This window comes from Acidovorax sp. Root275 (assembly GCF_001428965.1).
Taxonomy (GTDB): domain Bacteria; phylum Pseudomonadota; class Gammaproteobacteria; order Burkholderiales; family Burkholderiaceae_C; genus Acidovorax; species Acidovorax radicis.
In genome coordinates this window covers 613193-626739 of record NZ_LMJH01000009.1, presented here as the reverse complement: position 1 = coordinate 626739, position 13547 = coordinate 613193, and the positions used below count along the sequence as shown (strand labels likewise).

The following is a 13547-nucleotide window of genomic DNA, read 5'->3' as shown; positions in this document are numbered from 1 at the left end:
AATGTCGCGCACACTGCGCCCCATCGTGTCCCGCACTGGGGCGGGTGGCACGTACAGGTTCACAACGCATTCCGCCTATGAAAACCATTGTTCTCGGCGCCGGCATCATCGGCATCAGCACGGCCTGGCATCTGCTGGAACGCGGTCACGAAGTCATCGTGATCGACCGCCAGCCCGATGCTGCGCTCGAAACCAGTTTTGCCAATGCAGCACAGATCTCGGTGAGCTACTGCGAGCCCTGGGCCAACCGCGAGGCGCCGCTCAAGGCGCTCAAGTGGATGTTCGACAAGGAAGCCCCGCTGCTGTTTCGCCCGCAGATGGACTGGCAGCAGTGGCGCTGGGGCCTGCAGTTCCTCGCGCAGTGCAACGACGCCGCGTTCGAGCGCAATGTGCAGCAGATCGTGGCGCTGGGCGCCTACAGCCATGCCGCGCTCAAGGACCTGGTCAGCACCACGGGCATCGAATACAACCGGCTGGAACGCGGCATTGCCCACTTCTACACCGACCAGAAATCCTTTGACGCCGCCGGCCACGCGGTGGAGCTCATGCGCAAGCACGGCGTGCAGCGCCGCCTGGTGAGCCGCGACGAGCTGCTGCAGATTGAACCGGCCTTCAAAGCCTACGGCGACAAGATCACCGGCGGGACCTACACCAGCACCGACGAAAGCGGCGACGCCCGCGTGTTCACGCAGGAGCTGGCCCGCCGCTGCATGGCGCGCGGCGCGCAGTTCCTCTACGGCCACGATGTGCTGCGCCTGAATAAAATCGGCAATGCTATTGATTCAGTAGCTGTCATGCCAAAACAGGCAAGCGCTGGCGGCAAAAAAGACTTCATATTGAAGGCCGACGCCGTCGTCGTCGCCTGCGGCTCGTACAGCGCACCGCTGCTGCGCAGCGTGGGCGTGGACCTGCCGATCTACCCTGGCAAGGGCTACAGCGCCACGTTCCCGCTGCTCAAGCCCGAGGGCGCGCCCATGGTCTCCACCATCGACGACGGCAAGAAGATCGCCATGAGCCGCCTGGGCAACCACCTGCGCGTGGCGGGCACCATCGAACTCAACGGCTGGGACATGACGCTCGACAGCACACTGGCGCGCGCACGCTGCCACATGCTGTCGCGCCGCATCGAGGCCATCCTGCCCGGCGTGTGCGACACCCGCACCCCCGAACAGGGCGGCGACCCGCAGTACTGGACCGGCCTGCGCCCGGCCACCCCCACCAACATCCCGTTCATCGGGCAGACCCGCGTGGGCAAGCTCTGGGTGAATGCGGGCCACGGCACGCTGGGCTGGACGCACGGTGCGGGCTCGGGCAAGGCGCTGGCCGAGCTGATCAGCGGCGAACAGCCTGCGATGAACTTCGGCTTCCTGGGCCACAGCGGCTCTGCACGGCACACGTCGACCACGGCGCTGGCCGCCTGAGAACACCCACACAGCCTGCCCGGGTTGGGGCGGACCTATCGCACCAAACCGCGCCCTGCGCGCGGGCACTCAGGTGGCCAGCGCGAGGCCACCGTCCACCCGCAGGTTCTGCCCGTTGATGTAGCCCGCGCCTTCCGAAGCCAGGAACGCGATGGTCGCGGCCACTTCGGCGGCCTGCCCATACCGCTGCAGGGGCACGGTGGTGCGGCGCTCTTCCCACACGGGCAAGGTGTCAATCCAGCCCGGCAACACGTTGTTCATGCGGATGTCGTGCCGCGAATGGCTGTCGATAAAGATCCGCGTGAATGAAGCCAGCCCGGCGCGAACCAGCGCCGATGTCGGAAACAGCGCGCTCGGGTCCACCGCCCAGGCCGCCGACAGATTGACGATCACGCCACCACGCTGCGCTTGCATCAACGGGGTCACCAGCCGCGTGGGCCGGATCACGCTCTGCAGATAGGTGTCCGTCCCCTCCAGCCACCGCTCATCCGCCAAGGACAACAACGGCGCGCGCGGTTCGTGGCCAGTGCTGTTGATGAGCACATCGACCCGGCCCCAGCGGGCTTGCGCCAGATCCACCAGGCGGCCCAGATCCGCCAGGCACCGGCTGGACCCCGTGACGCCAACGCCTCCGAGTTCCTGGGCCAAGGCCTCGCCTTTGCCCGACGACGAAAGAATGCCGACCTGAAAACCATCCTCCGCCAACCGGCGGGCGGTGGCAGCGGCAATGCCGGTGCCGCCCGCGGTGATAAGCGCTACTTTTTCTACTGCCATGATCGTCCTTGGATGCCGCACACCGGCATCTGGCAATTGTTCCGTACCCTTTACGTTTTGGACGACCGGACGAAGCAGTCGCCGTGCTTCGATCCAGTAGAAAATCTACACCCATGACCTCCCCGTTGGGCCGCACGCCCTCTCTCAATGCGCTGCGAGCGTTCGAGGCCGCCAGCCGCCATCTCAACTTTCGCCTGGCCGGGCTGGAGCTGGGCGTCACCCAGGGCGCCGTGGCGCAGCAGATTCGTGCGCTCGAAGCAGAGCTGGGCCTCAAGCTGTTCGAGCGGCACCCTCGCACCCTGGTGTTGACCCACAACGGCCAGCGCTATGCCACCAGCGTGCGGCGCGCGTTCGAGATGCTCGCCGATGCCACGCAGGGCCTGCGGCCCGAGCCCCTGCATGTGACGGTCAGCGTCACGCCGACCTTCGCCACCAAGTGGCTCATTCCAAGGCTGGCGGACTACACGCGCCTGCACCCCGGGGTGGATCTGCGGATCCTGGCGACCGAGCGCCTGTCGCACTTTCAGACCGAGGCGGTGGACCTGGCGGTGCGGTACGGCCGCCCTCCATTCGGCCCGGGGCTCACGGCCGATCTCCTGTTCGAAGAGTGCCTGGTGGCGGTGTGCAGCCCGCTGTTGCTGCACCGCTCCGGGCCACCCGACACGGCGGGGGACATCAGCCGCTACGTGCTGCTGCACGACTCCCAGTCTCCATGGGCCGACTACCTTGCGCAGCACACGCCGCCCGCTCCTGCGGCTTCAGATCCCACACCACAGGCCATCTGGTTCAACCAGACGACGCTCGCGATCGACGCGGCCCTGACCGGCCAGGGGCTCGCGCTGGTACAGAAAGATTTTGTGGCGCAGGACCTGTCCGCCGGTCGGCTGGCCAAGGTGTTTGACGAAGAAGCGCGCACGGGTGCTGGCTATTACCTCGTGGCTCCGCGCAAGCAACGCGCACCCGAGGTTGTCGCGGGCGTGCGGGCGTGGCTGCTGGGCCAGGCCGGCGCATAAACCGCGAAGACCGTGTGCCGCACTGCAGACCATCCGCAACTGGCACCCGGCGGGGCCCCTTGGCTTCCCTTTTTTCAGCCCCGGCCCGCGAATGCAGCCAGGGGGGCGAGGTAGTGGGCAGGAATCTCCAGCGCATGGAATCCGCCCGCCAGCAGCACCACCAGACAAACGGCCAGCAGCCCGCCCGCCAGCATGGCCCCCACCAGCGCCCGCGCCCGCAGGGGCTCCGACAGGTTCCAGTACAAGGCGCAGCCCACATGCGTGCCCAGTGCGAACACGGCGAAAAAGTAGTACGGGCCAAAGAACCACTGCCAGGGCGGTGTGTGCATGCCCGCCGCTGCAAACTGCAGGTTCGTGTCCACGCCCTGAAACCGGCCCGCCAAGACGGCCGTCACATGGATCAGCAGGAACAGCGCCAGGTAGCCCCCCGAGAGGGCCTGCATCCGCGCCACGCCCCCATGGCGCCGGCCCCGCCCGCGCCACAGCAAGGTGAGGCCGCTGCCCATCTGGAACAGCAGACACCCGAGCAGCACGCCTTCGACCCACGGCTGGCGGTAGACCAGGCGCAGGGCTTCCAGCACCGACTGGTGCGCTGCCGCTCCCGCCAGCCCCGCCAGGTGGCCCAGCAGATGGGCCGCCAGGAACGATGCCAGCACCATGGCACTGGCGCGGTGCACGGCCCGCAGCGCAAGGCGCTGGCGCCATGCCCAGGTGCCTGCCAGGCCGACGGCGGCGGCTCCCAGGGCGAGTTGGCTGGTTGCGTGCATGAAGTTTTCTCCGGAGGTTGCGTGGGACTGGCGGCAGAATAAGCAGCGGCGCCGTGTCCGCCTACTCGCATTGCGCTCAGGTTTCCCATGTCCCCTGCCTCCTCCGCCCCCCGCCGTTCGCCCCGCCAGGAACGCTCGCAGTTCACGGTCGATGCCATCTTCGAAGCCGTCGCACGCATCGTGGCCACACAGGGCGAAGACGCGCTCACCACCAACCGCATCGCCGAGCTTGCTGGTGTGTCCGTGGGCTCGCTCTACCAGTACTTTCCAAGCAAGGAAGCCATCCTCCTGGCCATGCTGGACCAGCACTGCGACCAGGTGATGCTGGAGCTGGACGCCCTGCTCGCCCAGGCCCGCACCGAAGGCTGGACGCCCGAGCAGCAGGTGCGCGGGTACGTGCGCCACTACCTGCAGGCCTTTGGCGGCGGCCCCCGGGAAGGGCGCGCACTCGCCCGCCTGTCGTGGAAGCTCGACTACCGCGCGTCCGTGCTGATCTCGGTGCGCGGCGCCAGCGAGCGGCTGGCCCTGCACCTGCAGCGCGTGGCGCAAGAGCAGCAGATGCCCGCACCCTCGGCGGCCCAGCTGTTTGTGCTCACCCGCGCCTTCATGGGCGCGGTGCGCGCGGCGTCGCTGGAACAGTCGCCCTTGCTGGACAGCCCCGAATTCGAGCAGGCGCTGGTGGCGCTGTGCATCGCAACCCTGGCACCGGGCACGGGTCTGCGGGGCGGCGCTACGATGGCGCCATGACCACGCCCACCGCACCGCACTACCTCTTTCTCACCACCTCCACCCGCGAACCGGGCCACACCGGCAATACCGAATGGCTGGCCCGCCAGGCCGCCGCCGCACTGCCTGCCGGCACCCCACAAACCTGGCACCACCTGGCGCACTTGCACCTGCCGCCCTTCGTGGACCAGCGCCACACCACGGGCACCTATGCACCGCCCGAAGGCGACATGAAGACCCTGCTCGACGCCACGCTGGCAGCCACGCACATCGTCTTTGTGGCGCCGGTCTACTGGTACAGCATTCCCTCGCCGCTCAAGACCTACCTCGACCACTGGAGCGCCTGGATGCGCGTGCCCGGCCTGGCCTTCAAGGAGCCGATGGCCGCCAAGACGCTGGCGCTTATCACCACCAGCGGCGACCGCACCAAGGCCCAGCCCATGATCGATTCGGTGGCGCTGTGCGCGCAGTTCCTGTCGATGACCTGGGGCGGCGCCCTGTGGGGCAAGGGCGGGCCACCGGGCGCGGTGCAGGCCGATGCGCAGGCGATGGAGGCAGCCAGCCGTTTTCTGCTGACACCGGCCGCAGGTTGACGGCTTAGCGATCCAGCGACCCGTGCTGGGCCAGGATGCCCAGCCATTCGTGCAGCGCCAGGCTGCTGTCGGCCAGCGCGGAGGCGCGCGGCAACACCCGGTACAGCTTGCGGGCCTGCCCGCCCTTGAAGCCCATGGGCGCAGGCAGCACCTGCAGCCCGGCGCGCTCGAAGGCCTCGGCCGCGCGCACCATGTGCCAGCCATGGGTGACCAGGGCTATGCGCTCGATGCCCGCTGCCTTGAGCAGCGCGGCGGATTTCTCGGCATTGCTGCGGGTGTCGAGCGACTCCACCTCCGTCCAGCGCACCCGCCCTTTGAACTCGCGCTCCACCACGTCCTTCATGACCAGCGCCTCGGCCCGCGTGCCGCCGGTGGAGCCGCCCGTCGCCAGGATGGGCAGGCCCGCCTGCTGCTGCAGGTACACGGCGTAGCGCACCCGCTCGCGGGCGCCCCGGCTGAGCACATCCACGCCGTACTCGGGGGCCACGGTGTCGGCACCACCGCCCAGCACCACGATGGCCTGGACCTTCGACTGAAGCAACTGCTGGGGGACGACCGCCGGATAGCGCTCGAGGCTGCGCACCAGCACATCCGACACCGGCGGCCAGGACAGCACCAGCACCGACAGCAGCGACAGCACCACCACCGTGATGCCCGTGCGGCGGTGGTACCGCGCGATCCACAGCCCCAACAGCGCCAGCAGGATGCTGGACACCGGGGGCAACAGCAGCGCAGACAGTATTTTCTTCAGGGCAAACCACATGGCAACAGAAGGAGAAGGAGCAATCAGACCTGCACGCACCCGCGCGGTGGCGCCTTGGCATGGCAGGAAAAAAACGGACCGTTTGGAAGGCCGCAAAAAACGGCCGCGCTGGGCGGGGCAAGCTCAGTGCAACATCCGCCGCTGGGCCAGAAAGTCCAGCAGCGCGGCATCGAAACCCTCGGGGTCCTCCAGCTGGGGCCAGTGCCCGACATGGGGCAGCACCAGGGTCTGTGCATCGGGCAGCACCTGGGCCAGCGCCTCCAGGGCCACGGGGGGTGTGCAGCGGTCCAGCTCGCCCCCCACCAGCAGCGTGGGCATGGCCAGGTGGGCCAGCGCGGCAGCCCCGCGAGCAAACGTGGGCAAGGCCTCCAGCGCGCGCCGGTAGGCCCCCGGGTACACCTGGGCCAGCGCATGACTGGCCAGCCGCACCCCTTCTGGCAGGGCGCCGGTGCCGATGAACTGGGGCACCAGCGTCTGCGCCAGCGCCTCCATGCTGCCACCGCCATCCAGTGCGGTCAGGGCGCGCAGCCGGGGCGCCACCCAGTCTTCCACCGCCTGCGCGTCCAGCGCCGGCCCGCCCGCACACAGCACCAGGCGCTGCACCTGCGATGGGCCGCGCACGGCGGCCTCCAGCGCCACCATGGCGCCCATGCCGTGCCCCACCAGCGTGACCGGGCCACCCTGCAGGGCGTCGATCAAGGCCAGGCAGCTCTGCGCCAGCGCCTTGAAGGTGTAGGGCTCCACGGGCGCACTGCGGCCATAGCCCGGCATGTTCCAGGCCACGGCACGGTAGCCGACCGTGGCCAGTGTTTCCACCTGGGGGGCAAAGGTGAGGTGGTCGCCATCGGCGTCGTGCAGCATGAGCACGGTGGGGCCGGAGCCCAGGGCGGTGAAGGTAGGAAGAACGGCCATGCGGTGGAAAGCGGAACAGGAATGACTTACGCACAACGGGTTTCAGGCACGCAGCTCGCCCCCACGCCAGGTGGTTGCTGCATCCCGATTTGCGTAAGTCTTACGGAAGTAAACCCCGCAACAGCGCGGTGGTGGGTGGCGCCTGATAATAGTTGCTCCCCCCTGCTGCCACCGCTGGCACCGCTTTTGTGAACCCTTCGCCCCCCCGCCCCGCCCTCGCCCTGCCACCGAGCTTCTCCACACGCGAGTTTCGCGATGCACTGGGCATGTTTGCCACGGGCGTGACGATCGTCACGGCCCGCACGGCTGCGGGCGACCTGGTGGGCCTCACGGCCAGTTCGTTCAATTCGGTGTCGCTGGCACCCCCGCTGGTGCTGTGGAGCCTGTCGCACGGCGCCAGCACCCTGCCCACCTTTGCCGATGGCTCGCACTACGCCATCCACGTGCTGGCCGCAGACCAGAAGGCGCTGGCCGAGCGTTTTGCCACGCGCGGCATCGACCGCTGGGCAGGCCTGGAACACCGGCCCGGCATCAGCGGTGCCCCGTTGCTGGCCGGGGCTGCTGCCACGTTCGAATGCTTCAACCGCAGCCAGTACAAGGAGGGCGACCACACCATCTTTGTGGGCGAGGTCGAGCGCTGCGAGCACCGCGAAGGCATCTCGCCCCTGCTGTACCACGGGGGCAAGTTCTACACCGAGCACCCGCTGTGACGACCCCCACCGTGGCCGTGCGCCACGTGAACATCGGCCTGGCCCGGCGCCTGAAGGTGGGCGAACGCTCGGTGCTCACCGCCATCGGCAAGGCGCCCATCACCGGCCCGGTGGCCGTGGGCCCGCTGGGCCTGGCGGGGGACGAGCAGGCAGACCCCAGCGTGCACGGTGGCCTGGGCAAGGCCATATACGCCTACCCCGCCGCCCATTACGCGTTCTGGCAGGCACAGCGCCGCGAACGCGGCGTGAGCCTGTTCGATGAAACCTTGCCGCCGGGTTTCATGGGGGAGAACCTCACCATCGACGGGCCGCTGGAAGCGGATGTGTTTGTGGGCGATGAATGGCATTTCCCCCACTGCGTGCTGCGGGTGAGTGCACCGCGCGAGCCATGCTTCAAGTTCAACGCCGTCATGGGTTTTGCGCAGGCGGGCCGCACCATGGCCCTGGCCGGATGCTGCGGCTACTACCTGGCGGTGGACCAGCCCGGCACCATCGCTGCCGGAGAGACCGCCACGCTGGTGCCCGGGCAGCGCGGGCTGAGCATTGCGCAGGCGCTGGCGGGCAAGTGGGCAAAGCACTCGCGCTAGCCAGGCTCCATCGGATTCATCAATTTTGATAGCTACTGGCGCTTACCAGATAAGCGCCAGAGCCCAATTTGGCTCGAAACCGAGCCTTCAACGCACCGTGTCGGGCAGCTCGATCTTGACTTCCAGCACTTCCAGGTTGTCCTGGCGCTCCAGGTGCACCTTGAGGTCTTCGGGGTTGATCTTGACGTACTTGGAGATCACGGCCACCAGCTCGCGCTGCAGCGCGGGCAGGTAGTCGGGCTCGGCGGCGTTGCGGCCGTTGCGCTCGTGCGCCAGGATGATCTGCAGCCGCTCCTTGGCGACGCTGGCGGTTTTCTTCTTCTCGCCGAGCAGGAAGGACAGGAAAGAAGCCATGGCTTATTTGCTCCCGAACAGGCGTTTGAAGAAGCCTGGCTTTTCCGCGTCGATGAAACGCAGCGGCTTGTCGGTGGCGCCCAGGAAGCGTTCGATCACATCCTTGTAGGCCTCGGACACATCCGAGTCCTTGGCATGGATCGCGGGTGTGCCCTGGTTGGACGACTGCAGCACCACCTCCGACTCGGGGATCACGCCGATCAGCTTGATGCGCAGGATGTCCTGGATGTCTTCCAGGCTCAGCATCTGGCCGTCCTGCACGCGGCTGGGGTTGTAGCGTGTGATGAGCAGGTGCTCCTTGATGGGCTCGCCGCCTTCAATAGCGCGCTTGGTCTTGCTGCCCAGCATGCCCAGGATGCGGTCGGAGTCACGCACGGACGACACCTCGGGGTTCGTCACCAGCAGCGCCTCGTCGGCAAAGTGCATGGCCATCAGCGCCCCGCTTTCGATGCCAGCGGGCGAATCGCAGACGATGTACTCAAAGCCCATCTCGGCCAGGTCCTTCAGGATCTTCTCCACGCCGTCCTGGGTCAGGGCGTCCTTGTCGCGCGTCTGGCTGGCGGCCAGCACGAACAGGTTGTCGCACTGCTTGTCCTTGATGAGGGCCTGGTTCAGGTTGGCCTCGCCCTGAATCACGTTGATCAGGTCGTACACCACGCGGCGTTCGCAGCCCATGATGAGGTCCAGGTTGCGCAGGCCGACGTCAAAGTCGATCACGGCAGTCTTGTGGCCGCGCAGGGCGAGGCCGGTGGCAAAGCTGGCACTGGTGGTGGTCTTGCCCACGCCACCCTTGCCGGAGGTCACGACGACGATTTTGGCCATGTGTTGCTGATTCTCTGTGGGGTTGGTACGAATGAAATAAGAACTCAGGCAAGCGGCTCGATGATGAGCTTCTCGCCGTCGAGCCGCACCTGGGCCGGCTTGCCGCGCACATCGGCGGGCAACTCGGTCTCGGTGGTGCGGTAGATGCCCGCGATGGAGACCAGCTGGGGCTCCAGGCAGGTCGAGAAAATGCGCGCTTCGGTGTTGCCACGTGCCCCGGCAATCGCACGGCCGCGCAGCGGGGCATAGACGTGGATATTGCCGTCGGCAATCACCTCGGCGCCAAAGCTCACCACGGCCATCACCACCAGGTCGGCACCGCGTGCATACACCTGCTGGCCCGAGCGCAGGGGTTTGTCCACCACCACGGTGCCGGGGCCGGGCATGGGCACCTCACGCACCACTTCGACCTCGACCTCGCGGATCACCTCGCGCACCACTTCCTGCACGGGGACTGCAGGGGCCTCCGCGCGGGCGGACGGTGCGTCAGGCGCTGCGGCCAGCCCTGCGGCGCGCGCGGCGTCCATCTGGGCGGGGCTGCCGCCGCGCACGGCCACGGGCAGGGTGCTGCGGCTGCGCAGTTCGGCCACGATGGCGGCAAAGTCGATGGGTGCCTCGGCCTCGCGCACGGCGGCCAGGTCGATCAGCACGGGGTCGTTGTCAAAAAAGCCCGGGGCGTCGGCCACGCGCTCGGCCAGGTCGGCGGCAAACTGCGCGGCGTCGGTGGTCTTGAGCACCACGGCCACCACGGGCAGCGAGGCGCTCTTGAGGTCAAAGCTGGTGCGGGACTGCGCCGCCGTCGTAAGGGCCATGAATGGGGTGTGGAAAGGAGCGCGGGAACCGTTTCAGAAGGCGCAAAGTGTACCGTGGGCCTGTGTAAGCGCCTGTTTAGCGTGCTCTGGCAGCAGTCTAGGAGCCTGTCAGCGCTGTCGCTGGACCTGGGCGAGGCTCGAGCCTGGCAGTTCAGCGGCTTTGCCCGGGGCTCGCTGCCGGTGCAGTCGCTGAAGGCAGCGGGATCGTACTGGTCCGCCGGAGGGCGGGGCGTTATTTGTATCAAACTGTGCTGTTGCGCTTATTAATTCGACGCCGACAGCTATCATTTTGATAGTCTGGAATGCAGATATATTTGGATCAAGCCTGCTGGGAAACACCTTGGGAAGGGTGGAATCCCCCGCCACGGCCCGCCACAGGTATGCGGATACGACTCCACCCTTCAGAGAAAGAGCATGTATGCATGACGCCAACTTGACCCTTGCTCAGAAAAGAGCCCACCGAGAAACCCCTCAGGCCATGAGCGCCCTGCGCACCGCGCTGGCACTCAGCTGTGCCGCGCTGGCCTTGGCAGGCTGTGGGGGTGGATCTGATTCCAGCCCTGTCGAGACGCCCACCCAATTGGCCGCTCCAGAGAACTTCACAGTCGGTTCGTTTGCCTTTTTTTCCTGGAAGGCAACGCCAGAGGCAACCCGCTACGAGCTCTTCACCGACCCTGATGGCCCAGGCCCCCAGCCTGAAGCCCGGATGGGCGACGCGGAGGGTTTCACCTACTCTTCCTTCAATCAGCAATTCAATGGCAGTCTCACCACTGGCCGTTACCGCTATGCCGATTTCATCAACGCGACCTACCGCTTGCGTGCATGCAACACCACGGGATGTGGCGCGTTCACGGCGGCCCAGGTGTTCGATATTGCCAAGAGCATCAGCTACGAATTCCCCACAGGACGCTCGCCCCTCAAGACGTCCGTGGGCAATACCTCCCTCGAATCCCTGTCCCGGGACGGACTGACGTTGGCCGTCGCCTTGGACAATTTGTACATTTTCGCGCGCAGCTCGACTGCCCATCCGTGGCAGCAGCAGGCCATGTTTTCGTCTCGCGCGACCCGGCTGGTGCTGTCCGCAGACGGCAACACCCTGGCCGTGAGCGGTTTTTTCAATGCCGACGCGCCGCCCGTGCAGGTATACCAGCGCAGCAACGCCGCCTGGAGCCTCCAAACCACGGTGGACGCGACGCAGACGCCCCCGGCATGCACGCAGCCCTGCAAAGTGATTGCGGACAACACGGCGCTGTCGGCCGACGGCAACGTGCTCGCCGTCACGGGCCGTTCGGGTTCCGCAGGCTCCGACACCAACACCGTTTTCACGTACCTGCGCACCGGCACTGCGTGGGCCCCCCAAAGCTATCTGGCGCCAGCTGCCACCTCCGTAGGGTCGGCGATGGCCCTGTCGGGCGACGGCCGCACACTGGCCGTGAATGGTGGCGCATTCACCAGAACCCAGTTCACCACACCCCCGTACCTGTACGTCTATGTGCAAAGCCCTGAAGGCGCATGGAGCGAACAAGCGCGCCTGCCCGCCGGGATCATGAATTTTCTGGACATTGCCGCATCACGGTTCAGCACGGTGAAGCTGTCCAGCGATGGCAACACCCTGGCTGTCGAAGCCAATCACTTGCCGGGCAACCAGCCCGCAGAGTTCAACATCGGCACCGGGGATCTCACCTGCGGCAGCACGGAACCCTGGAACACAGCGCCCGTGCCAGCAGGGTCCTACAGCAACGCCGCGTGGCACATCGCTGTATTTGCACGCGATGGCAGCGCAAACTGGCGCAGGCAGGCCGTCATGGCGCGCTCCGGCGTCCAATGGGCCTTGGCAAACGACGGCAATGCCCTGTTCTACGGAGGTTCGCTGTTCACACGCAGCAGTGGCACCTGGGCTTGCCCTTGATCGCCTGATCTGAGAACCACCGCGCCATGCCCCACACCCGCAAGCCCCACCTCGACGCCCTCGCCATCTCTCTGTTGCTGACTTGCTGCATGTTCTGGGGCTTCCAGCAGGTGCTGGTCAAAGCCACGGTGGCCGAGGTGGCGCCGGTGTTCCAGGCATTTGTGCGCTTTGCGCTGGCCACGGTGGCGGTGGCGGCCTGGTGCCTGTGGCGTGGCGTGCGGCTGTCGGCGGCGGCCGAGCCCGCCGGGGCAGCCCGCGCTGGGCTGCTGGCCGGGGCGCTGTTTGCGGGCGAGTTTGCGTGTATTTACCTGGGCCTGCAGTACACCACCGCCTCGCGGCTCACGGTGTTTCTGTACGCCTCGCCGTTCTGGGTGGCGCTGCTGCTGCCGCGCTTCATCCCCGGCGAGCGGCTACAGGGCTGGCAGTGGCTGGGCCTGGCTGCCGCGTTTGTGGGCGTGGGGCTGGCGCTGGGCGACGGGCTGCTGGGCCCCGCCAATGCCGCCCTGCCCCAAGCATGGCTGGGCGATCTGCTCGGGCTGGCGGCCGGGCTGATGTGGGCGCTGACCACGGTGGTCATCCGCACCACGCCGCTGGCGCGCGTGGCCCCGGCCAAGCAACTGTTCTACCAGGTGGGCGTGAGCACGGCGGTACTGCCCGTACTGTCGCTGGGCCTGGGCGAGGCGTGGGTCTGGCAGTTCAGCGGCTTTGCCTGGGGCTCGCTGCTGGTGCAGGCGCTGGTGGGCGCGTTTGTGAGCTACCTGGCCTGGATGTGGATGCTGGCGCACTACCCGGCCACGAAGATCTCGGTGTTTGTGTTCCTCACGCCCGTGTTTGCGCTGCTGTTTGGCGCCTGGTGGCTGGGCGAGCCCATCACCCCCGGGCTGGTGGCGGCGCTGGTGCTGGTGGCGGCAGGCATCGTGCTGGTGAACCGGCGGCCTGCTGTCGCGTAGTACCCGGGACAAAAGAGTTTTCATAAAAACACGGCCTAGCGCTTTACCGACAAGCGCTCAAAGCTACTATTTTGATAGCAATTCTTTTGCAGGCGGGTGTTGTCAGCCAACCCGACTCAGTGCGTACCGCGTATCCAGCAACACTTGAATGCGCGCACCCAGCGCGGCGCCCTCATCGTCCTCCAGTCGTGTGAACTGCTGGGTCCAAGCCTCAGACTGCGCAAAATTCGGAAACCGGGGCGGTTCGCCCCACAGCCAGTCCGGGTGGGTGGCCCGGGGGCTTCGGCCGAACACGTGCAGGTGCATCTTGCGGTGCAGTGCGGGGGTTTTGGGCCTCAGAGCCTGTTCAAAGTCTTTTTGGAGTCGCACAAGTACCTTGCCGGGATGGGATGCAAGGCGCGGTGCGCAGTTGATAGCTTGGCTATCCACAAGCG

The 13547-nt window shown here is 66.9% G+C and carries 15 protein-coding genes; 8 read left to right on the top strand and 7 right to left on the bottom strand.

Features of this window, described 5'->3' with window-relative positions; genetic code table 11:
- Positions 1-77 precede the first annotated feature (77 nt).
- A complete protein-coding gene (locus tag ASE52_RS17925) occupies positions 78-1421 on the top strand; it encodes a D-amino acid dehydrogenase (RefSeq protein ID WP_057228017.1) in 1344 nt (447 codons plus the stop codon).
- 69 nt (positions 1422-1490) lie between these two features.
- Here ASE52_RS17925 and ASE52_RS17920 read toward each other — a convergent pair whose 3' ends face one another.
- The gene (locus tag ASE52_RS17920) at positions 1491-2195 is read right to left on the bottom strand and encodes an SDR family oxidoreductase (RefSeq protein WP_057228016.1); all 705 of its coding nucleotides are present in this window, start codon (positions 2193-2195) and stop codon (positions 1491-1493) included.
- A gap of 113 nt (positions 2196-2308) precedes the next feature.
- On the opposite strand from ASE52_RS17920, the gene gcvA reads away from it, so the two are divergent.
- Complete coding sequence (gcvA, locus tag ASE52_RS17915; protein ID WP_082606923.1) at positions 2309-3208, top strand: transcriptional regulator GcvA; 900 nt, start codon at positions 2309-2311, stop codon at positions 3206-3208.
- Positions 3209-3282: 74 nt separating this feature from the next.
- Here the strand turns inward: gcvA and ASE52_RS17910 are convergent, their stop codons facing one another.
- Positions 3283-3975, bottom strand: a complete 693-nt coding sequence (locus ASE52_RS17910) for a hypothetical protein (RefSeq protein ID WP_057228014.1) — start codon at positions 3973-3975, stop codon at positions 3283-3285.
- An 87-nt stretch (positions 3976-4062) separates the two neighbouring features.
- On the opposite strand from ASE52_RS17910, the gene ASE52_RS17905 reads away from it, so the two are divergent.
- Positions 4063-4722 carry a TetR/AcrR family transcriptional regulator gene (locus tag ASE52_RS17905; RefSeq protein ID WP_057228012.1) on the top strand — a complete coding sequence of 220 codons (660 nt, stop codon included), beginning with the start codon at positions 4063-4065 and terminating at the stop codon, positions 4720-4722.
- Entirely contained in the window at positions 4719-5294 is a 576-nt protein-coding gene (locus ASE52_RS17900; RefSeq protein WP_057228010.1) for an NAD(P)H-dependent oxidoreductase, read from the top strand. Before ASE52_RS17905 ends, ASE52_RS17900 begins: the two co-directional genes overlap by 4 nt.
- A gap of 4 nt (positions 5295-5298) precedes the next feature.
- On the opposite strand, the gene ASE52_RS17895 is transcribed toward ASE52_RS17900, so the two are convergent.
- Complete coding sequence (locus ASE52_RS17895) at positions 5299-6057, bottom strand: YdcF family protein (protein WP_057228008.1); 759 nt, start codon at positions 6055-6057, stop codon at positions 5299-5301.
- Positions 6058-6180: 123 nt separating this feature from the next.
- Complete coding sequence (locus ASE52_RS17890; RefSeq protein WP_057228006.1) at positions 6181-6969, bottom strand: alpha/beta hydrolase; 789 nt, start codon at positions 6967-6969, stop codon at positions 6181-6183.
- Positions 6970-7157: 188 nt separating this feature from the next.
- On the opposite strand from ASE52_RS17890, the gene ASE52_RS17885 reads away from it, so the two are divergent.
- Together ASE52_RS17885 and ASE52_RS17880 are read left to right on the top strand one after the other, a co-directional pair.
- Positions 7158-7679: a flavin reductase family protein gene (locus ASE52_RS17885; RefSeq protein ID WP_029414219.1), complete on the top strand. Its 522-nt coding sequence runs from the start codon at positions 7158-7160 to the stop codon at positions 7677-7679.
- Entirely contained in the window at positions 7676-8266 is a 591-nt protein-coding gene (locus tag ASE52_RS17880) for an MOSC domain-containing protein (RefSeq protein WP_057228004.1), read from the top strand. The genes ASE52_RS17885 and ASE52_RS17880 overlap by 4 nt, the downstream gene beginning before the upstream one ends.
- Positions 8267-8353: 87 nt before the next feature.
- Here the strand turns inward: ASE52_RS17880 and minE are convergent, their stop codons facing one another.
- The 3 genes from minE to minC are packed head-to-tail and all read right to left on the bottom strand — an operon-like array spanning position 8354 to position 10254.
- Positions 8354-8620, bottom strand: a complete 267-nt coding sequence (gene minE, locus ASE52_RS17875) for a cell division topological specificity factor MinE (RefSeq protein ID WP_010465263.1) — start codon at positions 8618-8620, stop codon at positions 8354-8356.
- 3 nt (positions 8621-8623) lie between these two features.
- Positions 8624-9442, bottom strand: coding sequence for a septum site-determining protein MinD (gene minD, locus ASE52_RS17870; protein ID WP_010465261.1), 819 nt, complete (start codon positions 9440-9442; stop codon positions 8624-8626).
- Between the two features lie 44 nt (positions 9443-9486).
- Positions 9487-10254, bottom strand: coding sequence for a septum site-determining protein MinC (gene minC, locus ASE52_RS17865; protein WP_057228002.1), 768 nt, complete (start codon positions 10252-10254; stop codon positions 9487-9489).
- A 478-nt stretch (positions 10255-10732) separates the two neighbouring features.
- On the opposite strand from minC, the gene ASE52_RS17860 reads away from it, so the two are divergent.
- Both ASE52_RS17860 and ASE52_RS17855 read left to right on the top strand, forming a co-directional pair.
- Positions 10733-12163 (top strand): hypothetical protein, encoded by a 1431-nt coding sequence (locus ASE52_RS17860; RefSeq protein ID WP_057228000.1) that lies wholly within the window; start codon positions 10733-10735, stop codon positions 12161-12163.
- A 26-nt stretch (positions 12164-12189) separates the two neighbouring features.
- Positions 12190-13113, top strand: coding sequence for a DMT family transporter (locus ASE52_RS17855; RefSeq protein ID WP_057227998.1), 924 nt, complete (start codon positions 12190-12192; stop codon positions 13111-13113).
- The last annotated feature ends 434 nt before the right edge of the window (positions 13114-13547 follow it).

What these genes read in the sequence shown, in the direction of transcription:
- ASE52_RS17925 (WP_057228017.1), top strand. Translation starts at nt 78, where the DNA reads ATGAAAACCATTGTTCTCGGCGCCGGCATCATCGGCATCAGCACGGCC.
- ASE52_RS17920 (WP_057228016.1), bottom strand. Translation starts at nt 2,195, where the DNA reads ATGGCAGTAGAAAAAGTAGCGCTTATCACCGCGGGCGGCACCGGCATT.
- gcvA (WP_082606923.1), top strand. Translation starts at nt 2,309, where the DNA reads ATGACCTCCCCGTTGGGCCGCACGCCCTCTCTCAATGCGCTGCGAGCG.
- ASE52_RS17910 (WP_057228014.1), bottom strand. Translation starts at nt 3,975, where the DNA reads ATGCACGCAACCAGCCAACTCGCCCTGGGAGCCGCCGCCGTCGGCCTG.
- ASE52_RS17905 (WP_057228012.1), top strand. Translation starts at nt 4,063, where the DNA reads ATGTCCCCTGCCTCCTCCGCCCCCCGCCGTTCGCCCCGCCAGGAACGC.
- ASE52_RS17900 (WP_057228010.1), top strand. Translation starts at nt 4,719, where the DNA reads ATGACCACGCCCACCGCACCGCACTACCTCTTTCTCACCACCTCCACC.
- ASE52_RS17895 (WP_057228008.1), bottom strand. Translation starts at nt 6,057, where the DNA reads ATGTGGTTTGCCCTGAAGAAAATACTGTCTGCGCTGCTGTTGCCCCCG.
- ASE52_RS17890 (WP_057228006.1), bottom strand. Translation starts at nt 6,969, where the DNA reads ATGGCCGTTCTTCCTACCTTCACCGCCCTGGGCTCCGGCCCCACCGTG.
- minE (WP_010465263.1), bottom strand. Translation starts at nt 8,620, where the DNA reads ATGGCTTCTTTCCTGTCCTTCCTGCTCGGCGAGAAGAAGAAAACCGCC.
- minD (WP_010465261.1), bottom strand. Translation starts at nt 9,442, where the DNA reads ATGGCCAAAATCGTCGTCGTGACCTCCGGCAAGGGTGGCGTGGGCAAG.
- minC (WP_057228002.1), bottom strand. Translation starts at nt 10,254, where the DNA reads ATGGCCCTTACGACGGCGGCGCAGTCCCGCACCAGCTTTGACCTCAAG.
- ASE52_RS17860 (WP_057228000.1), top strand. Translation starts at nt 10,733, where the DNA reads ATGAGCGCCCTGCGCACCGCGCTGGCACTCAGCTGTGCCGCGCTGGCC.
- ASE52_RS17855 (WP_057227998.1), top strand. Translation starts at nt 12,190, where the DNA reads ATGCCCCACACCCGCAAGCCCCACCTCGACGCCCTCGCCATCTCTCTG.